This is a genomic window from Plantactinospora sp. CA-290183 (assembly GCF_050936375.1).
GTDB lineage: Bacteria > Actinomycetota > Actinomycetes > Mycobacteriales > Micromonosporaceae > Plantactinospora.
Genome location: NZ_JBNJMX010000001.1, coordinates 604,412 through 629,242, shown reverse-complemented (window position 1 = coordinate 629,242; position 24,831 = coordinate 604,412). Strand labels below are relative to the sequence as shown.

25 protein-coding genes and 3 tRNA genes are annotated in these 24,831 nt (G+C 67.6%); 9 read left to right on the top strand and 19 right to left on the bottom strand.

Going from position 1 to position 24,831, the window contains the following annotated elements:
* Nucleotides 1-199 precede the first annotated feature (199 nt).
* The 14 genes from ACQEUR_RS03050 to ACQEUR_RS02985 all read right to left on the bottom strand — a co-directional run bounded on the left by ACQEUR_RS03050 (nt 200) and on the right by ACQEUR_RS02985 (nt 9,237).
* Nucleotides 200-889, bottom strand: a complete 690-nt coding sequence (locus ACQEUR_RS03050; RefSeq protein WP_433024819.1) for a hypothetical protein — start codon at nt 887-889, stop codon at nt 200-202.
* Entirely contained in the window at nt 886-1,683 is a 798-nt protein-coding gene (locus ACQEUR_RS03045; protein WP_433024816.1) for an ATP-binding cassette domain-containing protein, read from the bottom strand. The genes ACQEUR_RS03050 and ACQEUR_RS03045 overlap by 4 nt, the downstream gene beginning before the upstream one ends.
* Before the next feature lie 90 nt (nt 1,684-1,773).
* Nucleotides 1,774-2,487 (bottom strand): 50S ribosomal protein L1, encoded by a 714-nt coding sequence (gene rplA, locus ACQEUR_RS03040; protein ID WP_433024813.1) that lies wholly within the window; start codon nt 2,485-2,487, stop codon nt 1,774-1,776.
* A gap of 82 nt (nt 2,488-2,569) precedes the next feature.
* The gene (gene rplK, locus ACQEUR_RS03035) at nt 2,570-3,001 is read right to left on the bottom strand and encodes a 50S ribosomal protein L11 (RefSeq protein ID WP_433024810.1); all 432 of its coding nucleotides are present in this window, start codon (nt 2,999-3,001) and stop codon (nt 2,570-2,572) included.
* 155 nt (nt 3,002-3,156) lie between these two features.
* Nucleotides 3,157-3,879 (bottom strand): transcription termination/antitermination protein NusG, encoded by a 723-nt coding sequence (gene nusG, locus ACQEUR_RS03030; protein ID WP_433024807.1) that lies wholly within the window; start codon nt 3,877-3,879, stop codon nt 3,157-3,159.
* 38 nt (nt 3,880-3,917) lie between these two features.
* Complete coding sequence (secE, locus tag ACQEUR_RS03025) at nt 3,918-4,310, bottom strand: preprotein translocase subunit SecE (protein ID WP_433024804.1); 393 nt, start codon at nt 4,308-4,310, stop codon at nt 3,918-3,920.
* Between the two features lie 277 nt (nt 4,311-4,587).
* Nucleotides 4,588-4,660: transfer RNA gene (locus ACQEUR_RS03020), tRNA-Trp, on the bottom strand.
* Nucleotides 4,661-4,800: 140 nt separating this feature from the next.
* Nucleotides 4,801-5,193, bottom strand: coding sequence for a MaoC family dehydratase (locus ACQEUR_RS03015; RefSeq protein ID WP_433024801.1), 393 nt, complete (start codon nt 5,191-5,193; stop codon nt 4,801-4,803).
* Between the two features lies 1 nt (nt 5,194).
* Complete coding sequence (locus ACQEUR_RS03010) at nt 5,195-5,641, bottom strand: FAS1-like dehydratase domain-containing protein (protein ID WP_433024798.1); 447 nt, start codon at nt 5,639-5,641, stop codon at nt 5,195-5,197.
* Nucleotides 5,642-5,854: 213 nt separating this feature from the next.
* Complete coding sequence (gene rpmG, locus ACQEUR_RS03005) at nt 5,855-6,022, bottom strand: 50S ribosomal protein L33 (RefSeq protein ID WP_067301359.1); 168 nt, start codon at nt 6,020-6,022, stop codon at nt 5,855-5,857.
* Between the two features lie 130 nt (nt 6,023-6,152).
* Nucleotides 6,153-6,225 (bottom strand) — tRNA-Met (locus ACQEUR_RS03000).
* A 26-nt stretch (nt 6,226-6,251) separates the two neighbouring features.
* A tRNA-Thr gene (locus ACQEUR_RS02995) sits at nt 6,252-6,324 on the bottom strand.
* 137 nt (nt 6,325-6,461) lie between these two features.
* Complete coding sequence (locus ACQEUR_RS02990; protein ID WP_433024794.1) at nt 6,462-8,996, bottom strand: putative bifunctional diguanylate cyclase/phosphodiesterase; 2,535 nt, start codon at nt 8,994-8,996, stop codon at nt 6,462-6,464.
* A 40-nt stretch (nt 8,997-9,036) separates the two neighbouring features.
* Complete coding sequence (locus ACQEUR_RS02985) at nt 9,037-9,237, bottom strand: hypothetical protein (protein WP_433024791.1); 201 nt, start codon at nt 9,235-9,237, stop codon at nt 9,037-9,039.
* Nucleotides 9,238-10,181: 944 nt separating this feature from the next.
* On the opposite strand from ACQEUR_RS02985, the gene ACQEUR_RS02980 reads away from it, so the two are divergent.
* Both ACQEUR_RS02980 and ACQEUR_RS02975 read left to right on the top strand, forming a co-directional pair.
* Entirely contained in the window at nt 10,182-11,114 is a 933-nt protein-coding gene (locus tag ACQEUR_RS02980) for a dCTP deaminase (protein WP_433024788.1), read from the top strand.
* 110 nt (nt 11,115-11,224) lie between these two features.
* Entirely contained in the window at nt 11,225-11,887 is a 663-nt protein-coding gene (locus tag ACQEUR_RS02975; protein WP_433024782.1) for a class I SAM-dependent methyltransferase, read from the top strand.
* A 108-nt stretch (nt 11,888-11,995) separates the two neighbouring features.
* Here the strand turns inward: ACQEUR_RS02975 and ACQEUR_RS02970 are convergent, their stop codons facing one another.
* Entirely contained in the window at nt 11,996-12,385 is a 390-nt protein-coding gene (locus ACQEUR_RS02970; RefSeq protein WP_433024779.1) for a winged helix-turn-helix transcriptional regulator, read from the bottom strand.
* 122 nt (nt 12,386-12,507) lie between these two features.
* Here ACQEUR_RS02970 and ACQEUR_RS02965 point away from each other — a divergent pair, with 122 nt between their 5' ends.
* Complete coding sequence (locus tag ACQEUR_RS02965) at nt 12,508-13,365, top strand: SDR family oxidoreductase (protein ID WP_433024776.1); 858 nt, start codon at nt 12,508-12,510, stop codon at nt 13,363-13,365.
* A gap of 126 nt (nt 13,366-13,491) precedes the next feature.
* Here the strand turns inward: ACQEUR_RS02965 and ACQEUR_RS02960 are convergent, their stop codons facing one another.
* From ACQEUR_RS02960 to ACQEUR_RS02950, 3 genes are all read right to left on the bottom strand, one after another.
* A complete protein-coding gene (locus tag ACQEUR_RS02960) occupies nt 13,492-13,806 on the bottom strand; it encodes a hypothetical protein (protein WP_433024773.1) in 315 nt (104 codons plus the stop codon).
* Between the two features lie 154 nt (nt 13,807-13,960).
* Complete coding sequence (locus ACQEUR_RS02955) at nt 13,961-14,431, bottom strand: hypothetical protein (RefSeq protein ID WP_433024770.1); 471 nt, start codon at nt 14,429-14,431, stop codon at nt 13,961-13,963.
* Between the two features lie 316 nt (nt 14,432-14,747).
* Complete coding sequence (locus ACQEUR_RS02950; protein WP_433024767.1) at nt 14,748-15,173, bottom strand: ATP-binding protein; 426 nt, start codon at nt 15,171-15,173, stop codon at nt 14,748-14,750.
* 240 nt (nt 15,174-15,413) lie between these two features.
* Between ACQEUR_RS02950 and ACQEUR_RS02945 the strand changes: the two genes are divergently transcribed.
* Nucleotides 15,414-15,737 carry an STAS domain-containing protein gene (locus ACQEUR_RS02945; protein ID WP_433024763.1) on the top strand — a complete coding sequence of 108 codons (324 nt, stop codon included), beginning with the start codon at nt 15,414-15,416 and terminating at the stop codon, nt 15,735-15,737.
* On the opposite strand, the gene ACQEUR_RS02940 is transcribed toward ACQEUR_RS02945, so the two are convergent.
* On the bottom strand, nt 15,738-16,961 hold the full coding sequence (locus ACQEUR_RS02940; RefSeq protein ID WP_433025918.1) for a PP2C family protein-serine/threonine phosphatase: 1,224 nt from the start codon (nt 16,959-16,961) through the stop codon (nt 15,738-15,740).
* 81 nt (nt 16,962-17,042) lie between these two features.
* Here ACQEUR_RS02940 and ACQEUR_RS02935 point away from each other — a divergent pair, with 81 nt between their 5' ends.
* From ACQEUR_RS02935 to ACQEUR_RS02915, 5 genes are all read left to right on the top strand, one after another.
* Nucleotides 17,043-18,170: an aminoglycoside phosphotransferase family protein gene (locus ACQEUR_RS02935; RefSeq protein ID WP_433024760.1), complete on the top strand. Its 1,128-nt coding sequence runs from the start codon at nt 17,043-17,045 to the stop codon at nt 18,168-18,170.
* A gap of 185 nt (nt 18,171-18,355) precedes the next feature.
* The gene (locus ACQEUR_RS02930; protein ID WP_433024757.1) at nt 18,356-19,591 is read left to right on the top strand and encodes a low temperature requirement protein A; all 1,236 of its coding nucleotides are present in this window, start codon (nt 18,356-18,358) and stop codon (nt 19,589-19,591) included.
* 729 nt (nt 19,592-20,320) lie between these two features.
* Complete coding sequence (locus ACQEUR_RS02925; protein ID WP_433024754.1) at nt 20,321-22,897, top strand: ATP-binding protein; 2,577 nt, start codon at nt 20,321-20,323, stop codon at nt 22,895-22,897.
* A 47-nt stretch (nt 22,898-22,944) separates the two neighbouring features.
* Complete coding sequence (locus ACQEUR_RS02920) at nt 22,945-24,084, top strand: hypothetical protein (RefSeq protein WP_433024751.1); 1,140 nt, start codon at nt 22,945-22,947, stop codon at nt 24,082-24,084.
* Nucleotides 24,085-24,627: 543 nt separating this feature from the next.
* Complete coding sequence (locus ACQEUR_RS02915) at nt 24,628-24,813, top strand: helix-turn-helix transcriptional regulator (RefSeq protein ID WP_433024748.1); 186 nt, start codon at nt 24,628-24,630, stop codon at nt 24,811-24,813.
* Nucleotides 24,814-24,831 lie beyond the last annotated feature (18 nt).

Genomic DNA, 24,831 nt, shown 5'->3' with positions numbered 1-24,831 from the left:
CGGGCAGGGTCATGCGGACATGACCGGCACACTACCGTCCTCCCTGCGCGGGCCGCCCGTCGAGCGGGACCTTCGACCGTGCCGGGGCACGGTGACCAGCGGTCTCTGGGTGGTACGTAACACTGGCTCACTGAGCGAGCCAAAGTAAGAGCCTACGGGACGCCACCCGTGACCACCAAATCACCGCCGGTGGCCCACGTCACGCCCGGCGGCGCCGCAGCCACGCGTAGCCGGCGAGCGCCACCGCGCTCCAGGCCAGCGCGTGCCCGGTCAGCAGCGCGACGGTCGTACCGGCCGGTCCGGCGGTGCTGGCCCGGGCCGCCGCCAGCACCGGTGGCGCGAGCCACGGCAGCACCGAATCCTTCAGGCCGAACACGAGCGCGCCGACCACGCCCCCGACCAGGACGGCGACTCCGTACAGGGCGCTGCCGGTCGCCGCCCGGCTGGCCAGGGCGCCGAGCCCGACGGCCGCCGGCAGGACGAGCAGGTGCGCCCAGACACCGACCGCCATCCCCGCGGCGACCGACAGGTCACCGGGGCCCTCCGGGCCGGTCACCCCGCCGATCAGCCAGGGCAGGGCGAGCGCCGCCGGGATCATCGCCGCACCGGCCGCACCGGCGGCGAGCAGCCCGCCGGCCAGTTCCCGCCGCCGGCCGACGGCGACCAGGGCCAGCCGCCGCTGGACGTCCGGCTCCGCGTCGAGCAGCAGCTTCGCCTGCCAGGCGAACACCGGGAAGAGGACAACGGCCGAGACGCCGTACGCCTCGGCGGCCTGGGCGCGTCCGCCGCCGTAGAGCACGCCGAGCACCACCAGCGCGGCGATCAACGGCGGCAGCGCCCGTCCGGTACGCAGGAAGGCGAACAGCCGCATCGACGCCAGCGCGATCACGGCTCACTCCCCGCGCCCCGCGCCGAGGGCAGGTGTGGCCGTACCCCCAGGACGTGGTGACCGGCGGCGCGCAGGGCGGCGGCGGTGTCGGCGGCGCGGGCGGTCGGCACCGCGACCTCCACCACCGACAGCTCGTCGACGACCGGTCCGTGCCCGTCGCGACGTCCGTCGGCCCCGGCGGGGACGGCGACCGAGACCCCGCCCTCGGCGACCGTCCAGCGCTCGGCTCGGGGCAACCGGACCGTCTCGCCCCGGTGATCGCTGACCAGCACCGTGCCGCCGGCCGCCAGGACCTCCCGGATCAGCTCCGGGACCAGCTCCCGGGCCGCCGCGTCCAGGCCCTCCCAGGGCTCGTCCAGGACCAGCAGGCCGGGCGGCCGGAGCAGGGCCTGCGCGAGGCCGACCTTCTGCGCCGTCCCCTTCGACAGCGCGGGCAGCCGCACGTCCCGGTACGGGCCGACGCCCAGCCGCTCGACCCACCCGTCCACCGCGCGGGGCAGCGCCGGGCCGGAAAGTCCACGCAGCCGGCCCATCGCCGTGAGGTACTGCCGGACGGTGAACGGCTGGTCCGCCGGGAACCGCTCGGGGACCCAGCCGACGACCTCGGGCCGCTCCCGTACGGCGCCGCGGGTCGGTCGCAGGACCCCGACGGCGATCTGCAGCAGCGTCGACTTGCCCACACCGTTGCGGCCGAGCACGACGGCGGCGCGGCCCGGGGCGAGGGTCAGCTCCACCTCGCGCAGTACCCACGGGCCACCGCGGCCGTACCGCAGCCAGATCCGATCGAGGCGCACGGCGTGAAGCCTGCCACACCAACGCCGACGCGGGGCGCCCCCGTCAGGGAGCGCCCCGCGTCGCGGGTACCGAAAGGCAGTGCCGGGGGCTCAGTCCTCCGAGCCCTCCCGCAGACCCTTCACCACGTTGGGGTCGACCGGAACGCCCGGCCCCATGGTGGTGGTCAGGGTGACCTTCTTCAGGTACTTGCCCTTGGCCGCGGACGGCTTGGAACGCAGCACCTCGTCGAGGACGGCGGCGTAGTTGTCGACCAGCTGCGTCTCGGAGAACGAGGCCTTGCCGATGATCAGGTGCAGGTTGGAGTGCTTGTCCACCCGGAAGGTGATCTTTCCGCCCTTGATGTCCGACACCGCCTTGGTGACGTCCATGGTCACCGTGCCGGTCTTCGGGTTCGGCATGAGACCGCGCGGGCCCAGGATCCGCGCGATCCGGCCGATCTTGGCCATCTGGTCGGGGGTGGCGATGGCGGCGTCGAAGTCGAGCCAGCCCTCCTGAATCCGGGCCACCAGCTCGTCGGTGCCGACCACGTCGGCACCGGCCGCGGTCGCCTCCTCGGCCTTGGCGCCCGCCGCGAAGACGATCACGCGGGCGGTCTTGCCCGTGCCGTGGGGCAGGTTGACCGTGCCCCGGACCATCTGGTCCGCCTTGCGGGGGTCGACGCCGAGGCGCATCGCGACCTCGACCGTGGCGTCGAACTTGGCGGTGCTCGCCTCCTTGGCCAGCTTGACGGCCTCGTTGGGCGTGTAGAGCTTGGCCCGGTCGATGACCTCGGCCGCCTTGCGGTAGTTCTTGCCGCGCTGCATGTCTGAATACTCCTGTGGTCTATGGCGGGCCGCCGGTACGCGACCCTCCCACGATGGGATCCGCTGGTGCGGGAGGTGGAACCTATTCCTTGACCGTGATGCCCATCGACCGGGCGGTGCCGGCGATGATCTTCTCGGCCTGGTCCAGGTCGTTGGCGTTGAGGTCGGCCATCTTCTTCTCGGCGATCTCGCGGAGCTGGGCCCGGGTCACCGAGCCGACCTTCTCGCTCTGCGGCACGCCGGAGCCCTTCTGCACACCGGCAGCCTTGATCAGCAGCCGGGCGGCGGGCGGGGTCTTCAGCACGAAGGTGAAGGTCCGGTCCTCGTACACGCTGATCTCGGCCGGCACGATGTCACCGCGCTGCGACTCGGTCTGCGAGTTGTACGACTTGCAGAACTCCATGATGTTGACACCGTGCTGACCCAACGCCGGGCCGACCGGTGGCGCCGGGGTGGCCTGGCCCGCCGGCAGCTGAAGCGTGAACGTCTTGACGAGCTTCTTCTTGGGAGGCATGTCTCTTCCTGGGCTGGCTTGAAACGGGGAACGTACGCCTGACGCCGCCGGCGCCGGCGCGCACGGTCAAGCGCGCCGCGTGCGGGCGACGTTCAAGAGTAGCGCAGTACGGCGTCGAGGCTCCGCCGAGGTCGCCCCCGGGCCGGGACCGGCGGTCAGATCTTGGCGACCTGGTTGAAGTTGAGCTCGACCGGGGTCTCCCGGCCGAAGATCGACACCAGCACCTTGAGCTTCTGCTGATCGGCGTTGATCTCGCTGATCGTCGCCGGCAGCGAGGCGAAGGCGCCGTCGGTCACCGTCACCGAGTCGCCGACCTCGAAGTCGAGGACCTTGATCTCCGGCTTGGCCTTCTTGGTCTCGGTCTCGACGGCCGGCGCGAGCCACTTCAGCACCTCGTCGAGGGAGAGCGGCGCCGGCCGGTCGGCCCGGTCGGTCGCACCGACGAAGCCGGTCACACCGGGGGTGTTGCGCACGCAGGAGTACGACTCCGGCGTCAGCTCCATCCGGACCAGGATGTAACCCGGGAAGACCTTGTTCTGCACCTGGAGGCGCTTGCCGTTCTTGACCTCGACCTCTTCCCGGGTCGGCACCTCGACCTGGTAGATGAACTCCTCCATGTCGAGGCTGGTGATCCGGGTCTCCAGGTTGGTCTTGACCTTGTTCTCGTAGCCGGCGTACGAGTGGACCACGTACCAGTCACCCGGTGCGTAGCGCAGCTTCTGCCGCAGCTCGGCCACCGGGTCGTAGTCCTCGTCCGGCGCCGGTTCGACGGTCGCGAACTCAGGCTCGCTGGCGGCCTCGACCGACTCGGTACCGCCCGCCGTCGCCACCGCGGACTGCTCGTCCGTGGTCTCGGCGGTCTCGTCGTATTCAGGCACGCTCGCTCACTTCCGTCACTATCAGCTGGGGCAGGTGGTCAGCTGGAGCCGCCGAAGACCCACAGCACGCCCTTCGCGAACGCGAAGTCCAGCCCGGCCACGATCGTCAGCACCACGGCGACGAACACGACCACCACTGCGGTGTAGGTCAGCAGCTCCTTGCGGGTCGGCCAGATGACCTTACGCAGCTCCGCCACGACCTCGCGGAAGAACCGGGCAAGCCGGCCGAAAATTCCGACCCGGCCGGTTTCCGTCCGAGCCTTCCGGCTGTCCGCCGAATCGGCCTTGGTACGCGCCACGGTGGCGGTGCCACCACGCGAGACCGGCTCGTCCTCCACGTCGTCGGCGTCATCGTCGACCGCGTCGTCGATCGCCTCGTTGTCGAGACGGTCGTCCGCGTCGTCCTCGTCGCGCCGATTTCTCTCGGCCACTTCGACCTCCGTCGCCGGGTGGTTGGTACGCGCGTCGGTGAACGCGCGCTGCGCTGGTCACGCCGGCCGGATCCGGGATCTCCACCGCGGGCGCTGACCGCCCTCGGTCGAGCCCCCGAACCACCGTCCCCGGGATGACCCGCGGCCGGCGGAGCCGGTGGGAACGAACCACGGGCGGGTGCACCGCCTCGGGTCGTCCCCGCCGATACCACCAACACGGGCCGGTCACCACTGGTGCTGGCGACGCCGATCCCGGGGATCGGTCAGGCCGTAGGCGCAGGGGTGACAGGACTTGAACCTGCAGCCTGCGGTTTTGGAGACCGCTGCTCTGCCAATTGAGCTACACCCCTGTGCGGGCAACCGAACCCACTCAGGTGCGCACGCCTGAGCAGGGGTCACTTGCCCCACGGCGGACCAGTGTACGGGTAGAGGCACGAGTTTCCCAACCGGCCGTCCCCGGACGGTTCCGCCGCGTCGCCCCGGCCGGCGGTCAGCGCGACGGTCGGATCACGGCGCGGGCCTGGGCCAGCACCTTCTCGCCCCGGCAGGTGGCGGTCAGGTCGAGGCGGGTCAGCCCGTCCTCGGTCACCTCCCGCACCACTGCGCTGACCTCGATCTCGGTCCCCTCGTCGTCGTCGGGCACGAGCACCGGGCGGGTGAAGCGGACGCCGTACTCCAGCACGGCGTCCGGGGAGCCGGCCCAGTCGGTCACGGCCCGACCCACCAGGGCCATCGTGAACATCCCGTGCGCGATCACCCCGGGCAGGCCGACCTTGGTGGCGAACCGGTCGCTCCAGTGGATCGGGTTGAAGTCCCCCGAGGCCCCGGCGTAGCGGACCAGGTCCGCCCGGGTCACCCGGAAGGTGCGGGTGGAGAGATCCATTTCAGCCCTCCCCGCGTACGACGAGCTTGGACCAGACGGTGACCACCGGCTCGCCGGCGGTCGTGCTGACGTCGGTACGGGTGGTCAGGAAGTCGTGGCCGCCCCGGGAGGTGGCCTCCTCGACGCTGTTGACACAGACGAGCTCGTCGCCGGCGACCACCGGGCGGGTGTAGTGGAACCGCTGGTCACCGTGGACGACCCGGCTGTAGTCGATGCCGAGCTCGGGATCGTCGATGATCTGCCGGCTGGCCGCCATCGTGATCGCGACGGGAAAGGTCGGCGGCGCCACCACGTCGCCGTGCCCGAGCGCCCGGGCGGCCTCCGGATCGTGGTACGCCGGATCGGCGGCACCGATCGCGGTGGCGAATTCGCGGATCTTCTCTCGCCCCACCTGGTAGGGCGCGGTCGGCGGATAGGTACGGCCGACGAAGGACGGGTCCAAGGGCATGCCGCGAACCTACACGGGACGGCACGCCGGCCCCGCCCACCACATCGGCCCCACACCGATCCGGCGGCCGGGCTGGACGGCGGGAGTCCCCGCCCGTTCGTCCGGGGTCGGACAGCACAGTCGCCGCCCCGCCCGGCGGAAGCGCACCAGGGCGCTTTCGCGAGGGTCGGAACGGCGACTGGAAGGTCGATCAGCCGGCGTCGCCGGCGCGGGTCAGCGGGTCTCGCGGTGGATCGTGTGCTTGCCGTCCCGGGGGCAGAACTTCTTCAGCTCGATGCGGTCCGGGTCGTTACGGCGGTTCTTTCGCGTGATGTAGTTGCGCTCCTTGCACTCCACGCACGCCAAAGTGATCTTGGGACGGACATCGGTCGCCTTGGCCACGGCGGGGCGCCTTCCTCGTTAACGGAACAACAACCAGACCAGCGTAGACGCCTGCTACGCGGACATGCAAAGTGGGCGCCGGGGGCGCCCCTCTCGCGTCGGTCGCCGGGGTACGCCCGGTGGCCGAGAGTAGCGGTGGCCGGACTTGAACCGGCGACACAGCGATTATGAGCCGCTTGCTCTGCCATCTGAGCTACACCGCCGTGGACGGGTCCAGCTGAACCCTCTGAGCCCCCTTACGGAATCGAACCGTAGACCTTCTCCTTACCATGGAGACGCTCTGCCGACTGAGCTAAGGGGGCGCACGCGATCTTCCCGTGGGCGCGCAGAGGTAAGAGTACACGGCGACCTCCGGGAGGTGAAATCGGATCCCCGGCAGCCTTTCGCCGCCCGGTCAGGCCGCGGTTCCGGGCTCGCCGGGCGGTCGGCGTGGCCGGGCTCAGGGCACCGCGCGCAGCCGCCGTACGTCGCCCGGCGGGTGGGCCTCGGACTCCATCTGGGCGCCGAACCACGCCTCCAGGCGCTCGTACGGCAGCGGACGGCTGAACAGGTAGCCCTGGCCGATCTGGCAGCCGATGTCCTGGAGCAGTTCGAGCGTCAGCTCGCTCTCCACGCCCTCGGCGACCACCGCCAGCCCGAACTGCTGGGAGAGCGTCACCACCGCGTTGACGATCGCCAGGTCCACCGGGTCGGTCGCCATCCCCTGCACGAACGACTGGTCGACCTTCACCTCGTTGACCGGGAGCCGCCGTAGGTAGGACAGGGACGAGTGACCGGTGCCGAAGTCGTCGACGGCCAGCCGTACCCCGATGTCGCGCAGCCGGCGCAGGCCGGGCACCGCGCGTTCGGTGCCGTCCAGCACCCCGACTTCCTTGATCTCGAAGGTGAGCAGCTCGGGCGCCACGTCGTACTCCGTGAGGAGTTCCTGGACCCGGATCGGAAACCGCTGGTCGGCGAGGGTACGCACGGAGAGGTTGACCGCGACGGGCAACGGGTCCCGGCCGATGCTCCAGTCGCGACTGCGCCGCAGCGCCTCCCCCAGCACCAGCTCGGTCAGCCGGTCGAGCTGTCCGGTGTGCTCGGCCACCGCGACGAAGTCCTCGGGTGCGACCGCGCCGTGCGCCGGGTGTTCCCAGCGGGCCAGGCACTCGACCCCGACCAGCCGGCGGTCGGTCAACGTGACCTTGGGCTGGTAGTAGACCTCCACCTCGGCATGGTCCAGGGCCCGCCGCAGGTCACCGGCGAGGCCCAGTCGACGTGACGAACGCGACTCCATCCCCGGACTGAACGGCTGGATGCTGTCCGGCGCCGACTTCGCCATGGTGACCGCCAGGTCCGCGCGTTGCAGCAGGACGGCGGCGTCGGCACCGTGGTCGGGGTGCACGGCGACGCCGACCGCCGTGTCGACGTCGAGGACCAGGGCGTCGAAGACCATCTGGTCGCGGAGCTGGTCGCGGATCTCGGCGGCCAGCGCGAGTGCCGCGTCGACGCTCTCCAGCCGCAGCGTAACCACGAACTCGTCGCTGCCGATCCGGCCGACGAGGGCGGCGGAGGGGGCGGACGAGCGCAGCCGGTTCGCGACCTCGACGAGCACCCGGTCACCGGCCGCGTGCCCGACCGACTCGTTCACCTGACGCAGGGAGTCGACGTCGAAGAGCAGTACGGCGACGACCTCGCCGGGTGCCCGGGCCCGGACCGCCTCCTCCAGCGCCGCGGTCACCCGCCGGCGGTTGGCGAGGTTGGTCAGCCCGTCGTGGTACGCGTCGTAGCGCAGCCGGTCGACCAGTCGCGAGTTCTCCAGCGCGACGGCGGCGTGCGCCGCGATCGTCTCGAAGATCGGCACGTCGGCGGGGGTGAAGTGGCCGATGGGCCGGCCGCCGATCCGGTTGACGACCTCCAGCGACCCGATCACCGCCTGGCCGGAGCGCAACGGCGTGACGATGACCTCGTTGACGTGCGCCTCGCGCAACGCCTCCCGCAGCGCCAGGTCGCCGCCGAGCCGGCTGCCCACCGCGACCGTCCGGCCCTGGTCGTGGGCGCTCTGCCGGACGGCCACCGGGGTCCGGGAGAGGTCGAGCAGCCCCGGGTCGTCGACCCGGGCGGTGAGCAGCACCTCGGGGTGCCGACCCTGGGCGGGCAGCCAGAGCGTGGCGTACTCGGCCCGCATGAGCGCCCGGGCCCGGCCCAGCAAAGCGTCGGCCAGGGTCCCGTCCTGGCTGCTCTCGCTCATCGCCTTGGTCAGTTCGTAGACGTCGGCGAGGGCGCGGTGCTGCCGGAAGAACTGCCCGTAGGAGCCGTAGAGCAGGAGCACCGCACCGCCCAGCGCCAGCAGGAGCAGCGCGGACCACCAGGTGGCCCGGAGGCAGATGACGACGACCAACCCGACCGCGACGTTGATCGCGACGGTCACCATGCCCGGACCGGAGGTCCGGATGGTTTCCCAACCGGCCTGCGCACCGTGCATCGCCGCGAACACGGCGGCCACCGCGGCCAGCGTGACCAGCGAATGGCTGCCGACGGCAGCGGTGAGGATGGCCCAGGTGCCGGGCCCGAACCCCCGCATGTCCGGCAGCGCGAGCAGGACCAGGCCGGCCACCGACACGGCCGCCGCGGCCCGGGCCACGTTGAACCACAACTTCGTGGGTACCGACCGGCGCCGCAGGTTGGTGATGAGCGCGCTGAGGGTGAAGACCACCGCCACGGTGAGCGGAGGCAACAGGTAGAGCGCGAAGAGCAGGGAGATCTCGGTGAACGAGATGACCGTGGCCTGCCGCCGGATGACGATCTGCAACATCGGCCGTTCGGCGAGCAGCACCAGCCCCAGCAGGCCGATCGCGAACGGCCAGTTGCGGAGCGGGTCGTGCTCCAGCACACCGAGCGCGACCGTCAGGACGACCGCCAGCATCGCGAGTGGCCCGGTGATCAGCCAGGCCTGCTCGGAGGACCGACGCGGTGACGCTGGGCGATCAGGCATGGCTCTCCCGACGTTCGGGGTCCCACCGGGAGACGGTGGCCTAGACCCAGCTCCAGTCGCCCGCGACGACCACGCCGTCGGTGGCGGGTGGCGGGGCCACCGTGACCGGGGCGGCGGAATCCGCGACCCATCGCTGACCAGACTCCGCAAGTCCGCCCGCGCTGGCGGCGTAGCTGCCTATGGCGAGCACCGCGAGCAGCAGGACGGAGCCTACGAGTCGGCCCAGCCTCCGTGCAGGCATTGGTTGCTCCCGTCGAGATGGCGATGAGAAAACTAGATGTTCCATGATGGTGCCACAGTCCATCTGGTCGGCAAAGCGGTCCGATGGCTGTTGAACCGTGGATCCGGTGAAGTCTAACCGTTCGGTAGCTACGCCTCCCCCGGCCGGGCGCAACCCCACCGCCCCGCAGAAGCCTGACACGATTCGCTCATCGCTTAATACGACTCGGCATGCTGAAACTGAACAGTCACACCAAACGCCATGGTCGATAGATTTCGACCAAAATTCCCCAGCCCTACATCTCCCCTCAATTCGGACAGTGTTCGACCGCCCGACGGGCCTTTGCATCCACCGGACGTCGGCCGTCGCCGGATCCTCGGCACCCGCGTCACCGCCAGCGACCGGACGGTCCGGGCCGGGTCCGTACGCCGCCGCCGGGCGCGGGGAGTCGGACGGGACGGCGCACCCTCCGATGTGGGCGGAGCAGGATGTCGGAATAGCCGGGCACATTCAGTGAGCATCCGAAACGGATAGAACTCTTCGTGCTCCGGTGGTCGCATTTCGTGAAGGCCCGCCCCGACGAGCCCGCCGGAGCCCGGTCCCGCGGCGTCGCACCCGCTTCGGCCGGGTCCGTCGGGGCCGACCGGAGACCCACCCGGCAGGTACGGTTGGCCGGTGCGCAGCCGCCCGCCGGCCGGCCCTTCCCCATGACCTTTGGCCAACGGGTTTTGTCCAGCCACCCGGCCGGTGGCTCCCTCGTCCGGACAGGGCTTCCCGGCCGGTCGGCCGACTTCCGCAGCCTCCGCATGCGGCTTCTCAGTTACATACGGCCTCGACCCCTCGCACGCTCCGTCAGCCCTCCGTTTCTGCACGCAGCGCACGCTTCCGGCACCGCCCACTTCCGGCACCGCACATCGACGATCGTTCCGAACAGCAACAGCTTCGATCTGAGTTGGGAGACGCAGATGTCTGTTCTCAGCGACTACGAGATAAGCGAGCTGATTACCGAGGCGAACCTCATCGAGGGCGCCGCCAGCGAACGTGTCTTCGCCTGTTCATATGAATTTCGGCCAGGGATGGTCATATCGACCGGCCGGGAGGTGGACGATCGTTGCGCGAAGGACTGGACCGGCGGAAATGGTGACTTCAGGGATGTCCACGCGATCCAACCGGGCGAACTGGTCTGGATACGCACCCTGGAGAAGGTGTCCATGCCGCACGATCTGTGCGGCTTCTGGTGGCAGACCAACCGGCTCTCCCGGCAGGGACTGATGCTGGTGAACATGAGCATGGTGGAGCCGGGGTACCGGGGTCCGCTGGCCTGCCTGTTCGTCAACTTCGGCAACAAGCCGGTCACCATCGATCCCGACACGGTCGTCGCCAAGCTGGTCTTCTCCCGGCTCAGCCGGTCCGTACAGGAACGGTTCAGCGAGAACCGGTCGGAGATCTCGTACGACCGGTCGATCGTACGGGCGGCGATGGGTGCACCGGTCACGTTCCTCGACGTGGGAAACATCGAGTTCGGTCTCGACCGCAGGCGCGCGGAGGCGATCCAGGAGATGGAGGCCGAGCTGCGGCGGATGAAGAACGAGCTGGCGGACGAGGCGGCGAAGCTGAAGACCGAGGGGCGGGACCAGTTCGCCGACGATTCCAAATCGCTGATCCGGAAGGTGCTCGGCGCGGCCGCAATTGGTTTCACGCTGGTCGTCGCGGCTACCACGTTCCTGCCCTGGTTGCAGGGTATGGTGAGGCCCGACCTGTCCTCGGAAATCAGGAAAGAGGTCAACAACACGCTGACAGAACGTCTGTCGGTGTCCGGGAACGTCGATGACGTGGAACAGCTGCGTCGCCGCGTCGCGCAACTCGAAGCCGAGGCGGAAAAGGCGGGGTCGAAATGAGATCCGCGATGGGCGAAAGCGCCATGACGACTCCGTACGGTGTGATGGAAGACAGTCGCCTGGGTTGTGAACCACCGAATATAGACGAACATTGGCGCACCGTCGCCGAGGTGTACGACCGCGTCGCCGGCCGCTACGAGGGCTGGTCCTGGCAGGAGTTCTGGCGGCGCAACGAACGGCCGCTGATCACCGAGCTGCTCGCGGCCGAACCGGTCGTCCGGCTCGCGCTCGACGTGGGAATAGGGACCGGGGCGTACGTTCCGGTGCATCGGGCACACAGCGAGCGGCTCGTCGGCATCGACATCAGCTGGGGAATGCTCGGCGTACTGCGGCATCGGCACCCGGGGGTCTCCCGGGTCGTGGCCTCGGCCACCGGGTTGCCCTTCGCCACCGGTTCGTTCGACCGGATCGTCACCACCCGCGTCCTGTCCCACGTCCAGGATCCGGATCTCTTCGTGGCCGAGGCCCGCCGGGTGCTGACCGTCGGCGGATCCCTCATCGTCAGCGACGTCGACCCCGAGCACGACTACCGGGTCATGGAGTTCTCCCGGCTGTTCGGCGCGGACCACCCGGCGTCCCTGGTTCCGTACCGGCACGGTCTCGACGACCTGACCGCGACGGCCCAGAAGAACGGCCTGGCGCTGACCCGCTCGGCCCGGCTGCGCTTCTCGGACCTGCGCTGGCGCCCCGGCCCGAACCACCTCACCTCGATCGACCGCTCCGACCGACGCCACGTCTTCTACCTCGCCGCGTTCCGCAAGACCGCCCCCTAGCCGCATGATCGCCGTGATCAGGGGCCTGTTCGCGCGTGTCGTCGGCGCGTCGCAGGTACGGCTCCCTGATCACCGCGAGCTGTGGTTCGCCGGGTGGTCGCCACCGGGTCAGCCACTGTCGGGCGACGGCGGCCTGCGGCCGGAGTTCACCTCGGACTGCACCAGCTCCATCAGGTCGACGATCTTCGCCGCGACGCGTTCGCCGAACGGGGTCAGGCTGTACTCCACGTGGGGTGGGATGGTGGTGTGCACGTCCCGGTGGACCAGCCCGTCGCGTTCCAGCCCCTGGAGGGTCTGGGCGAGCATCTTCTCGCTGACGCCCTCGACCCGCCGACGCAGCGCGTTGAAGCGGTAGGAGCCGTCGTGCAGCGCGGCCAGGGCGAGCAGCCCCCACTTGCCGGCGATGTTCTCCACCACCCGGCGCGAGGAGCAGTCGCGGGCGAAGACGTCGGCGACCATCGCGTCGTCATCGTCGTACCCGTCCGCCGCCGCTGCCATGTCCCTACGGTAGTCGCCGGCGGGGCACCAACCTTCGTGATGGTGCCAACTAAGTGTTCGGCGCTTTCGATAAGTTAGTGCATGCTGACGAGACAGCCTATCCGCGTCGTAGGGAGCTATCCATGATCGTCGTCACCGGGGCCACCGGGCACCTGGGCACCCTGGTCATCAAGGACCTGCTGGCCGCAGCGGTGCCGGCCAGCGAGATCGTCGCCGCCGTTCGCAGCCCGGAGCGGGCCGCCGGCCTGGCGGAACTCGGCGTACAGGTACGGCGGGCGGACTACGACGACCCGGAGAGCCTGGCCACCGCGTTCACCGGCGTCGACAAGCTGCTCTTCGTCTCCGGCAGCGAGGTCGGACAGCGGGTGCGCCAACACCGCAACGTCGTCGACGCCGCCCGGGCCGCCGGCCCGGCACTGCTGGCCTACACGAGCATCCTGAACGCGGACACCACCCGGATGGTGCTGGCCGAGGAGCACAAGGCGACCGAGGCGATGATCCGGGAGTCCGGCCTGCCGTTCGTGCTCCTGCGCAACGGCTTCTACCTGGAGCTCTACACCGCCGACTTCGACCGGGCCCTGGCACGCGGGTCCATCGTGGACGCCGCCGGTGACGGCCGCCTGTCGGCCGCGACCCGGCCCGATCTCGCCGGGGCCGCCGCTGCGGTGCTGACCACCGAGGGGCACGAGAACAAGGTGTACGAACTCGGTGGCGAGCCGGCCTTCACGATGACCGAACTGGCCGAGGAACTGAGCCGCCAGAGCGGCCGTACGGTCGTCTACCAGGATCTCCCACCGGCCGAGTACGCCGGCCTCCTGGTCGACGCCGGCCTGCCGCCGGCCCTGGCGGACGTCTACGCGGACACCCGGGTCGGGACGGCGCGTGGTGACCTGTTCACCGACAGCGGCGACCTGCCCCGACTGCTCGGCCGGCCCACCACGTCACTGCGTACCGCCGTCGCCGAGGCATTGCGGGGCTGAGCGGTCGCGCGGACCCGAACGAGGACGGCCCGCCTCCCAGCGATCGTGCGGGAAGCGGGCCGGGTCCGGACAGCGCCGGGGTTCGTCGCGGACGAGCCCCGGCGTTGTCAAATGGTCGATCGGTTGCTAGACCAGTTGGTGCTGGAACTCGGCACCGCGCGCCGCGAAGCCGCCGCAGGACGCGGAGACCGTCCGGGGAGTGCCGTTGAGGTAGTACCAGTTCGAATAGACATCGGTGGACCACGCGCAGTCCACCTTGATGCGCCACTGGATGTACCTGCCACTGTCGATTGTGGCTCCGGAGCACGTTCCGAACCCGGTATCGCCGATGGCGTACAGATCGCAGTTCTTCACGAACGCCGCCTGGGCCGGAGTGGCAACCGCCATGGACGCCGCGATGGCCGCAGCGCCGGCTATTGCGACAAGAGTCTTCTTACGCATAGATCAGCTCCCCGTGAATTACATAGATCAACAACCCGAGATGATTACACAAGGGTCGATGGGTGGTCAACCCCGGAATCGCTCAGTCCCGGCCCGCCATTGCCTACCACCAGCGCCCGGCCCGCCGAAGGTCCAGCGCCCATTCCGGCACGGTTCACGGCCGGGTCCCGGGCCGCCGGGGCACGAGTGACGTGGTGTGTGTCGAACTCGGGTCCGGCACCTCGATCGGCTGGTAACGGGGGAACCGGCGGAGCAGGTCCGCATGCCGCGTCTGCGCGGCCTGTTCGGCGATCTGCGCGCTGTGGCCCAGCGCCACGCCGATCTCCTGCCAGGAGGCGCCCTTGGCGCGCGCTCCCTCGATCGCGACCAGCTCGTCGTGGTCGACCTGCCGGCGGGCGCCGGCCGCAAGGCAGAGCGCGGCCAGACAGTCGTCGCGGTCCGCCGGTGCGGCGCTCCGGTAGTCCCTGCCGCCGAGTTCGGCCAGCACCGCCGTGGAGACGGCGTTCAGCGCGTCACCGTCGTTCATCGCGATCTCGTGTTCCCGCTGGATGTCCGTGCCGTACTTGGCGGTCAGCCAGCGGGCGGCGGCACTGGTCAGGTGATAGCCGCTATGCAGGTTCGTCATCGGACACCTCCGGCGGCGTGGCCGGTGACGGAGAGCGGCCGGGCAGAGGAGGTTCGTAGACGGACCATCCGTCGCTCCGATCCAGGTTCGGGGGCAGGAGTGCGTACCGATGGATTGTGCCGTCCCACCGCGCACGGCGGCCGTGCCGGTCGGTGGAGCCGGCCGGTGCTCCCAGGGTCTTCACGTCCCTGCTCACCATCTCCGCGCATCCGCCGAGGTGGTGGTGATTCCCGCGCAACGACCCCAGCTGCCTGGGTGGACCGGGTCCGCCCGCACCGTCATACCGACAGGCTGAGCGCCGGCGCGGCGCTCCCGGTCATCGGACCGATGATGTCGGTACGTCGGTGAGGTGCTTGGTGATGCGCAGTAGCACGTGATCGGGTGGCCCGGCGACGAAGGCGGCGGTGTCGGCGAGCGCGGCGATCAAGGGCAGTCCCCGGCCGCCGACGGTGAGCGGAGCGGGGAGGCCAGCATCGAGTCCGCCGCCGCCGTTGGGGGTGCTGCCACGGTTGCCGACCTCGATCAGGCAGACCTGGTCGTCAATGACGATGGTGATGTCGACGGTGCTGTCCGGATCGGCGTGCATCACCGCGTTGGCGCATGCCTCGCTGATCAGCACGGCGAGGTGGCCGCAGGAGTCCTCGGCGGCGTCGGTGAGGCTCAGCAAGGTGGTGAGTACCTGGCGGGCGCGGGTCACCGAGGACGGCTGCCGTGGGAGCGACAGCGTCATGCTCACCCGCATTGCGTAGCTCCTCCCCGGCCCGTGCGTGACCCGCCGGACTGCTGTGTCACACCCTAAGGCGGGATCCTCCGGTTGTGATCAGCACTACCCCGGCTTGCTGGGGTGAAACGGTGCGGCTGGCGACTCGGGTACGTCCGGCGCTGGTTCGCCCAGCGGACGCATAGGGTAACCGGGGATCATCGGCGTGGGGAGGTTGTTGTGGATCTGCTGTTGTCGGCCCGACCGGGTCAAGGTTGCACCGTGCTCGAGGTGCGCGGCGAGCTGGACATGGCGACGTCCCCGCAGTTGCGCGACGGTCTGCAACGGTTGGTCGACGCCGGTGACCGTCGGGTGGTGGTGGATCTGGCCGGCGTCGGGTTCATGGACTCCAGCGCGCTGGGCGCGCTGGTCATGATGTTCAAGACGTTCGGTCAGGTCGGAGGTCGGCTGTGCCTCGCCGCGGTGCAGCCCGCCGTGCGCAGCGTCCTGACAGTCACCTCGGTGGATCGAGTGATCCATGTCTATGACAGTGTGCCCGCGGCTGAAGCGGATCTGCCGTCCGGGAACGGCGCGACAGGCGGGTAGTCAGTCGGGCAGCGCGGTGCTGGCACGCTTCTGGTCGGCGCCGGCGCTCGTGCGCCGTTCCTCGCCGTGTCCGCCGTGCCAGTCCAGGATCAGCAGGGTGGCGTCATCGGCCAGGGTCGGTCCGCTGACCTCGAGCACGGCGTCGGCCAACGCCCGGACAGCCTCGCGCGGGTGCAGATCGGCGATCGACCGGAACAGGGTGGGTAGATCCAGGCTGGCGGCGTTGCGCTCCCGCACACCGTCGGTGACCACCACCAGACGGTCGCCGGGCCGCAGCGTGAGCTCGCCGGCGCGGTAACCGACCCCGGGGAACATGCCCAGGGGAAAGTTGCCCGGTAGCGACAGCACCCGGGTGTCCCCGTCGCGTACCAGCATCGGCGGCACGTGCCCGGCATTGAGCAGCGCGCACACTCCGGTACGCAGGTCGAGCCGGCCGAGCACCGCGGTGACGTAACTGCCGGGCACCGCGGCGTGCTCGGCCACGGCGGCATTCGCCGCGTCGGCCTGCTCCACCAGCCCGGCCGCGCGGCGGCGACTGTTGCGCAGGCTGCCCACGCCGAGGGTGGCCGTCAGCGCGCTGGCCACCCCGTGCCCCATCGCGTCGGTGACGCTGAAGTGCAGCACGTCCCGGGCGAGGCTGTAGTCGAAGGTGTCCCCGCCGATGCTCGCGGCGGGTTCGAGCCAGCCGGACACGGTGAAAGCACTGGCCTCGCAGGTGAACGAGGCGGGCAGCAGGCGGCGCTGTATCTCCGCGGACAGCGTGAACGGGGTCGTGCGCTGCCCCCACTCGAAAAGATCGGTGTACCGCCGGTTGGCGATCACCACGAACGCCAACATGTGCGCCGTGCGCGCGATCTCCGCCAGCACCGGCGGAGCGGGCTCGTCCGGCAGAATCATCTCCAGCAGACCGATCACCTCACCGCGGTCGGTCACCGGCGCCAACACCGTCCACCTGCCGGGCTGCCCCACAACCTGCACCGTCTGGGTACGGAGCGCCTGCTCGGCGGGGCCGCCGTCGAACGGCAGCACGGTGGCGACCTCCTCACCGTCCCGGCGCTCCTGACCCGCACCATGCAGGGGCACGTGGGCCAGCCGGACCAGGGCCCGGCCACTGAGGTCCGCGATCAGGAACGCGACGGCCTGCGCCCCCAGCGCCGCACCGAGTTCCCGGGTGACCGCTTCGACCGCCTCGACCGGCGAGGCGTTCTCCGCCGCCTCCAACATATCGACCACGATCCATCCTCGACCGATTTCCACCATCGGAGCCTACGAGACGCGGCCGGTCATCACCGGGACACGACGATCGTGACGGCCGCGTCGGCTGCCCCAAGGTCCAAATCTAAGGTCTACGACCGGACGTCGCCGCACGACCACGGCTCGGCTGCGGCCGACGACTCGCCCTGCACGACCCGGGAGGGTCCCTGGACCTATCTGGCGGAACCGGTGGTTCCTGTCTTTGAGCCGGAATTCGGTTGCCTCGGGATCGCATATCGGAAACGCTCAGCGCCACGACCGCGCATTCATCAGGAGGGTGTTCTGCCCGCTCGGAAGATGCACGCCGATGAGATCGATATTTCGGTCGGCACGGTCGTACGGCTGATCGCCGGACAGTTTCCCCACTGGGCGGGCCTCCCGCTGCGACGAGTGCCCTCGACCGGCACGGTCAACGCGCTGTTCCGGTTGGGACCGGACCTGGTCGTGCGGCTGTGCCGGGTGCCGTGGGCCGCCGGCGACGAGGCCGAGGAGCAACGATGGCTGCGGCAGCTGGCCCCCTACCTGCCCGTCGCCATCCCCGCCCCTGTGGCCGTGGGCCAGCCCACCGACGAGTACCCCTGGACCTGGTCGATCCTGCGCTGGCTTCCCGGCACGAACCCGGTGCCCGGCAACCTGGCCGCGCCCGCCACGCTCGCCGAGGAGCTGGCCGAGTTCGTCAGCGCCTTCCGTACCATCGGCATCCCCGACGGACCCGGGGCCTACCGGGGCGGGCCACTGGCGCGCTTGGACGGGCAGACCCGAGGCGCCATTGCGGGACTGACCGGCATGATCGACACCGACGCGGCCAGCGCCATCTGGGACGAGGCGCTGGAGATTCCCACCTGGGACGGCCCGCCCACCTGGGTCCACGCGGACCTGTTACCCGGCAATATCCTGACCCTGGGTGGTCGGCTCAGTGCGGTCATCGACTTCGCGACCGTCGGCATCGGTGACCCGGCATGCGACCTGATCGTCGCCTGGACCGTGCTGCCCGCCAGCGTCCGACGGGCCTTCCGGTCGAGCCTCGGAGGCGATGACGCCGGCTGGGCGCGAGCGCATGCCCGCGCCCTGTCGATAGCACTCGGCGGGCTGCACTACTACCGGGACATCGAACCCACCCTGGCAGCCGAGGCCACGTACACGATCGACGAGGTCATCGCCGACTCACGGGCATCCTGACGCCCCCACGCCATACCAGGACCACCTGCCGCGACGCGAGGCACGACCCCCGGGCCGCCCACTCGCCCGGCTGCGCGTCCGGCTCGGCGAGTTCGAGGCGAACGCCGGCAGGCGCTCACGCAACCCCGTTGACGGCCGACTCGTTGGTGCCACAGGGCGGGGCAGGGGCGGACAGGGGCGGGACGATGGTGGCGGGACGCGGTGCCGGGCTGCTGCGCTCTGCGACGAGTTCGGGGCGCGCCACGTTCCTGGAGCTCTTCTTCGACCTGGCCTTCGTGGTCGCCCTCACCCGGGTCTCGCAACGGTTCGCCCACGTCGGCAGCGACACCGGCTGGGAGCTCGTCGCCGGGCTCGGTCGTACCCTGCTGCTGTTCCTGGCGCTCTGGTTGGTCTGGTCGCACACCACCTGGATCACCAGTCGCTACGAGCCGGAGCGATCGACCATTCAGGCGGTCGTGGTCGGTACCATGTTCGCCGCCCTGGTGATGGCGGTGACGCTGCCGCGCGCGATGGAGGAGCGGGCGTTGCCGTTCGCGGTCGCGTACCTGATGGTGATGGTGGTGCGGCCGCTCGTGGTCGCTGCCGCGCTGCGTGGCCATCCTCGACGGCTGGTGCCGTTTCGGCTCGCCGCATGGGCGGCGGTGGCCGCGCCGCTCTGGCTGATCGGCGCGCTGGGCCCGGATTCGCTTCGCCTGCCGCTGTGGGCCGCCGCGCTTGCCGTGGACTACCTCGCCTGGGCTCTGGGTTGGCCGCTGCCGTGGCTGGGGGCCGCGGCGGTGGGTCGCTGGCGGATCGCCGGGGAGCATCTGGCCGAACGTCACCAGCAGATGTTCCTCATCGCGCTCGGCGAATCGATTTCGATCATCGCCATCGTGTCCAGTGGCGTGGACTACTCCGCGGAGCGGGCCGCCGCCTTCGGGGTCGCGTTCGCCACCAGCGCGCTGCTGTGGCGGATCTACTTTCACCGCGCCGGTCTGTTGCTGACCGAGGCGTTGGGCCGGGCGCGGATGCCCGGCCAGTTGGGTGCGGCGACGGAACGGACGCATGGGTTGATCGTGCTCAGCGTGCTCGTCACCGCGGTCGGCTACGAGCTGGTGATCGACGATCCGTACGGGCCGCTACGGCCGGCGTGGCTTCTGTTCGTGGTGGGCGGTCCGGCGCTCTTCCTCCTCGCCCGGGTGCGGCTGGATTACGAGATCTTCGGCCGGGTCTCCCGGTCGCGGGTGATCGGCCTGGTAGTCCTGCTGCTGGTCGCGGCAGCGTTGACCCGCTGGTCGCCGATGGTCGGACTGAGCGTGGTGGCCGGAGTGCTGGCCCTTGTCGCGCTGCTTGACGCGTGGCGAAGTCGGCAGCGGCCACTGGAGTATTCCGGCTCGCCGATCGGGCGGGAGACGCCCGGCAAGCACGGGTCCGAGGCGTGATCGCGCGGCTACCTGAAGCGCTCCGTCGCCCGAAGCTGTACCAACTCACTGTCTTGTCGGCGGGATCGGACGCGGCATGAGTGTGCAGCACTCGCTCGACGCCGCGCAGGAAGGTGCGGCCGTCTCGCTCTGACTCAACGCCGGGGTACCGGTCCCCAGGCCGCCGAGTGGGCCGGGCGCAGCGTGCACATCCTGATGCGGTCTACGCGAAGTGTGTCTACGGGCAGGAGGAGGGCCGCCCGCCGACGAGTAGCGGCGGCGCTCGGCCTGCCGCCGGCCACTAACGGATCCGCCACCGACTCGCTCGACGAACGGGCTGACGAGGGCTCCGTCGCCCGATGATCTCGGCGACACGCCTGTGACACAGCCAGCGAGATCAAGCGGGTTAGAGCGGGACCCACGAAAGAGGCCCCTGACCGGCGTTCTCGCTGGCCAGGGGCCTCTTTGTGCACCTGGTGGCGGGTAGAGGATTCGAACCTCTGTAGCTTTCGCGACGGATTTACAGAGCGCCAACACCAAGGCGCTGACCTGGTCGTCCGTTGCTGCCGCTTGCGGCGCCGACACAAGTCCGACACAGAATCAATCGTCAGGCAAACGCTGACCAGCTCGAAGACTTCCCACTCCCCATCCCGCGCACGACGCCGAAGGTCAACCCTTCGGCCCCTTAAGTTGATCACCACCCTGAGCTAGCCTGCTCTCACTCGCGGTAGTCAATGAGATGAGGTCCCGATGGGCGATCGGTCGACCGAGAGAGAATCAGACGTGGCGGACTCGTTTGCAATCGACAGCGCGGGTGACCCTATTGATGATGCCGGGGTCAACGTGACCATCGGACCTCAATTCCTTGAACTTTTCAGCGAGCAATTGTACACCTCACCCAACAAGACCTTCGAAGAATTGGTATCGAATAGCTGGGACGCGGGGGCTACTGACGTATTCGTCGGAATGTCTGAAAATCTCCGCAGCGCCGATGCCGCGGTCTGGGTTGCCGACAACGGTGAGTCTATGGACGTGGAGGGGTTTCGGCGTCTCTGGTCCGTCGCGCAATCGACAAAGGGAACGCGTACTGATGGCCGCCCGCAGATCGGAAAGTTCGGTATTGGGAAACTAGCGACATACGTTTTGGCACACGAGCTGACTTATATATGCAAGGCTGCCGATGGGAAGATTCGCGGCGTATCGATGGACTACAGGAGGATCGGGCGGGAGGAAGGCCGTCTACATATTGCTCCACTACCTCTCCCGGTCCGATCGCTAAATGACAACGACGTCCGAACTCTTCTCGCCAAGCTTCGTGACGGTAATCGTATGCTGCAGGATCTCGAAAAGATCAAGGAGCATCGACATGTGCGCAGATGGCGGGAAGCTGATGAATTCGGAGGTGCCAAGCCTGCAGACATCGGCCGTTCTGTGACTTGGACCATCGCGGTTCTCACATCCCTCAAAGACGCCGGACACCGGATGCAAACAGGCCGCATCCGCAGAATGCTGATGACAAGCCTGCCTCTAGGCACCTCAATCGGCATTGCCTTCAACGGCGAGCCACTTGAATCGTCGAAGGTCTCCGTGGAGGTAGCAGATAGATGGGTCCTCGGGCCAGGCTTGCCGATCGACTCAATACAGCTTCCCGATGGGAAAACGCTAGCCGTTGTAAAGTCGAATAGTCCGTACCCTCACATAATCGTGGAGGGCGTAGGCGAGGTAACTGGCACTGTTAGCCTATACGTCGACTCTATCTCCGGAGGAAAAAGTCAGGAGCTCGCCAAATCGAACGGTTTTTTGGTTAATATTCTAGGCCGTGTGGTGAATCTGCAAGACTCTTACTTTGGTCTGACCAATATGAACCACACGGCTTGGGCGAAGTTCCGCGCCGCGGTTCGGTGTGATTCGCTAAACAAGTCACTCGCTATCAACCGAGAAGGAGTGGTTTCCGGGCCGGAGATCACGAATTTCCGGGTACTGCTTAGAGCACTATTCAACCTAGTCCGGTCCACGCATGATAAGGCGGCGAAGGCGAGCTGGCCGGACGCCGGGGACGTACTTACCGAGGCTTGGGGCACAGTTCCCTTGGCTCCACTGCAGCGGGCTATCGAGGACGGACTAACTTCCGGTTCATTGCCGTCGTTTGTAGCGGGCAGAGAGGATGCCGCCTCGGATGCTGCAATTAATAGCTGGAACGAAGTTGAGACGGCAGCGGATGTCATCACGGACGTAACCTTTGAAAAATTAGGCGTAGACGAACCACTGGTTACCTACGACCTTGATGCTCGGCAGATCGTGGTGAACGAGGACCACCCATTTACCCGGGAACATGGAGCTACTCACGAACAGCAATTGGTACTTCGCGACACCGCAATGGTGGAGCTTCTTACCCAGGCATATATGTTGGAGGTAGGTGTCGACGAAGCTACTCTCGGCCAGATCAATCTGTACAGGGATCAAGCCCTTCGCCTCGTAGCGCGACTTCGACGGACCAGCGGATTCCAGATCGCCGAACTGCTGGAAGCAGCCTCCTTCAACAAGAAGGATCGGGCACTCGAAGTTATTTTGGGAGACGCTATCGAAAGCCTCGGATTTGTAGTCGAGCGTATGGGTGGCAGCGGAAACCCGGAGGGAGTGGCCAAGGCTCCCGTGACGCCCGGCAAAAAGGAAGTCGCATACTCCTTCACTTATGATGCTAAATCATCAATCAACAAAAAGGTGCCTGCACATAATGTCGGTATCGCAGGCCTCGTAAGACACCGCACCGATCACAAAGCTGACCATACGCTTGTTGTGGGGCCAGCGTTCGCCGAGGGGGCGCTCCAGCAAGAATGCGCCCAGCAGCGGGTGACTCCCATGACGGCTACGGACCTAGGCACACTGGTTATCCTAAGCGCCACGCATGGCCCTATCGATTTGATGCGACTTAAGGGAATGTTTGAGCTCTACACGGAAAAAGATGTCCGAGACTTTATTGACATTCTGGGCAAGGAGCTCGCTGGAAAACGAACTTTTAGCTATGTGCACTTGTTTGCGGCTCTTGAAGAGATTGGGTTCAACGGGCCGGACGTCCTCACAACCCCAGTTATTGCCAAAGTCATCCGTGACATGTCAGGTGATCCAAACAGCCCAACTAAGAAGGACGTAGCCGCAGTCCTCTCGGGCCTTTCCATGTTAGCTCCACACTTAGTCCGAGTGGCAGGCGACAATGTATTTTTGGGTGCCAAACCTGATAAGCTACGCGAAGTGATCCTCAAGCAGCTTGCACTACTCCCCTCCGCCTACAAGTTTGGTGCTGATTTCGACATGGTTGATCCCGCGTGAGCTCGACGCGGAGCGTGTACAAGGCCGTCCATCCCTTTCCTGCGAGGATGGCGCCTGAGATCGCCCTTGAAGAGTGCTCGTCACTGAGGCCAGGATCTGTTGTGGTTGATCCGATGGTTGGGTCCGGCACTACTATTCACGCTGCGGCAAAAGCTGGGTGCACCGCAATCGGAACCGATGTAGATCCTTTGGCAATTCTGATGAGCCGTGTTCGCACAACGCCGATAGACGTCGACAGTCTTCTCGACACAGCGAATACGGTTGTCGCCCGCGCCATCGCATTCAACGGCTCGCGTGAGATCGCTTCTATAGATCAGGACAATGAGACGCGAGCCTTTGTCAACTTCTGGTTCGCTGAATCTCAGCAACGTGATTTGAGAGCGTTATCGATCTTGATAACAAAGATCCGTAACACGTCGGTCAGGGCGGCTTTGAAAGTCGCTCTTAGCAGGCTGATCATCACCAAAGACAAAGGGGCATCGCTCGGTAGAGACGTGAGCCATAGTCGCCCCCACCGAGTCAGGACCGAGAATGATTTCGATGTACTGCTGCAATTTGAGCGGACTTCGGCAAGGTTGGCGAAGGTGCTGGGCGAGACGATGCTTACCGGCACTGCAAACGCTTTCCTTGGCGATGCAAGATCAGTTTGCCTCCGTGATTCATGCGCGGACCTTGTAATCACCTCGCCACCGTACCTCAATGCGATCGACTACCTGAGAGGGCATCGGCTATCTCTAGTTTGGTTAGGATATTCGGTCGCACACATTCGTCGCATCCGAGGTGAGTCAGTAGGTGCAGAGCGAGGGGTAGAGGCAGGTTCCTCCCAACAACTTAAGGATATGCGGGCTTCGCTCGGCAATTTTTCTTCGCTTTCATCCCGGCACATGCGTATGGTTGACCGCTTCCTGCTTGATCTGCTAGATCTCTATCGAGAGCAGGCGAGGCTCCTTCGATCCGGCGGGAAGGCAGTCACCGTGATAGGCAACTCTGCTCTGCGAGGGGCATTTTTGAGGAACGACAGGGCGGCTACTGTGGCAGCTCAATTTCAAGGCCTGGTGAAGGTTAGTGAGCATGAGCGGACGCTTCCGTCTGAGCGTCGATATCTGCCTCCACCGCAGCATCTTGGTGGTGCGGCACTACAACAACGCATGAGGACGGAAACTATCCTGCGCTTCGCAAAGAAATGAATCCGAAATCTGAGCGCTCCGCCACGGATGCGCCCTCCTGGTAGCGATGTCTACGAACCAGCCGGCAACTTGGCAGCACATGGCGGCCCGGGGCAACGCCGGTGGCGACGGCTGCGCTCCACACAGATCTCGGGCCTCACTCTTACGATCCTGCCTGCGGCACCTGCGCGCCCTACGCAAGGGGCTCCCTCGCAGTCCAAGCCACGAACCTTTGAAACAACACCTTCGGGTCTGGTTCAGGTTGCGGATTCAGTGTGTAGAGATCTTGCAGCGCCACCATGAGCTGCGCCGCCATATAGACGGCCAGTCCGACGGGTGCGCCCTGGAACTCGGCCTTCAATAGCAATCTAGCCGGTCCACAGGGCCAGGGCCGGCCGGGGCAGCCCGAGCAGTGCCAGAGCGGCCGGCGGGGCTGGTGTGGCCTGAGCCGGTACGGAGTCGGGCGGTCGGAGATCGGGAACTGATCCGGAAAGCTCATCCCCTAAGTGTTGACGTCGTAGTTGTCGACGTCAACAGCAACCGTCGTTGCCTAGCGTCGATCTCGTGGACGAGTTGGTTGGGGTCGCCGAGATCCGGGACATGTTGGGCGGCAACCTGTCCCGACAGCGGGTACACGTGATCACCAGCCACCGAGACTTCCCTGCCCCGGTTCAGAAGTTGAAGATGGGGCAAGTGTGGCGGAAACGCGACGTTGAAGAGTGGATCAAAAACCGGCAGGCTGCCGAATAGACGCCCTCGACGCACGGC

What these genes read in the sequence shown, in the direction of transcription:
- rplA (WP_433024813.1), bottom strand. Translation starts at nt 2,487, where the DNA reads ATGCAGCGCGGCAAGAACTACCGCAAGGCGGCCGAGGTCATCGACCGG.
- rplK (WP_433024810.1), bottom strand. Translation starts at nt 3,001, where the DNA reads ATGCCTCCCAAGAAGAAGCTCGTCAAGACGTTCACGCTTCAGCTGCCG.
- ACQEUR_RS03015 (WP_433024801.1), bottom strand. Translation starts at nt 5,193, where the DNA reads ATGGATCTCTCCACCCGCACCTTCCGGGTGACCCGGGCGGACCTGGTC.
- ACQEUR_RS03010 (WP_433024798.1), bottom strand. Translation starts at nt 5,641, where the DNA reads ATGCCCTTGGACCCGTCCTTCGTCGGCCGTACCTATCCGCCGACCGCG.
- ACQEUR_RS02990 (WP_433024794.1), bottom strand. Translation starts at nt 8,996, where the DNA reads ATGCCTGATCGCCCAGCGTCACCGCGTCGGTCCTCCGAGCAGGCCTGG.
- ACQEUR_RS02985 (WP_433024791.1), bottom strand. Translation starts at nt 9,237, where the DNA reads ATGCCTGCACGGAGGCTGGGCCGACTCGTAGGCTCCGTCCTGCTGCTC.
- ACQEUR_RS02980 (WP_433024788.1), top strand. Translation starts at nt 10,182, where the DNA reads ATGTCTGTTCTCAGCGACTACGAGATAAGCGAGCTGATTACCGAGGCG.
- ACQEUR_RS02970 (WP_433024779.1), bottom strand. Translation starts at nt 12,385, where the DNA reads ATGGCAGCGGCGGCGGACGGGTACGACGATGACGACGCGATGGTCGCC.
- ACQEUR_RS02965 (WP_433024776.1), top strand. Translation starts at nt 12,508, where the DNA reads ATGATCGTCGTCACCGGGGCCACCGGGCACCTGGGCACCCTGGTCATC.
- ACQEUR_RS02960 (WP_433024773.1), bottom strand. Translation starts at nt 13,806, where the DNA reads ATGCGTAAGAAGACTCTTGTCGCAATAGCCGGCGCTGCGGCCATCGCG.
- ACQEUR_RS02955 (WP_433024770.1), bottom strand. Translation starts at nt 14,431, where the DNA reads ATGACGAACCTGCATAGCGGCTATCACCTGACCAGTGCCGCCGCCCGC.
- ACQEUR_RS02950 (WP_433024767.1), bottom strand. Translation starts at nt 15,173, where the DNA reads ATGCGGGTGAGCATGACGCTGTCGCTCCCACGGCAGCCGTCCTCGGTG.
- ACQEUR_RS02940 (WP_433025918.1), bottom strand. Translation starts at nt 16,961, where the DNA reads ATGTTGGAGGCGGCGGAGAACGCCTCGCCGGTCGAGGCGGTCGAAGCG.
- ACQEUR_RS02930 (WP_433024757.1), top strand. Translation starts at nt 18,356, where the DNA reads ATGGTGGCGGGACGCGGTGCCGGGCTGCTGCGCTCTGCGACGAGTTCG.
- ACQEUR_RS02925 (WP_433024754.1), top strand. Translation starts at nt 20,321, where the DNA reads ATGGGCGATCGGTCGACCGAGAGAGAATCAGACGTGGCGGACTCGTTT.
- ACQEUR_RS02920 (WP_433024751.1), top strand. Translation starts at nt 22,945, where the DNA reads ATGGCGCCTGAGATCGCCCTTGAAGAGTGCTCGTCACTGAGGCCAGGA.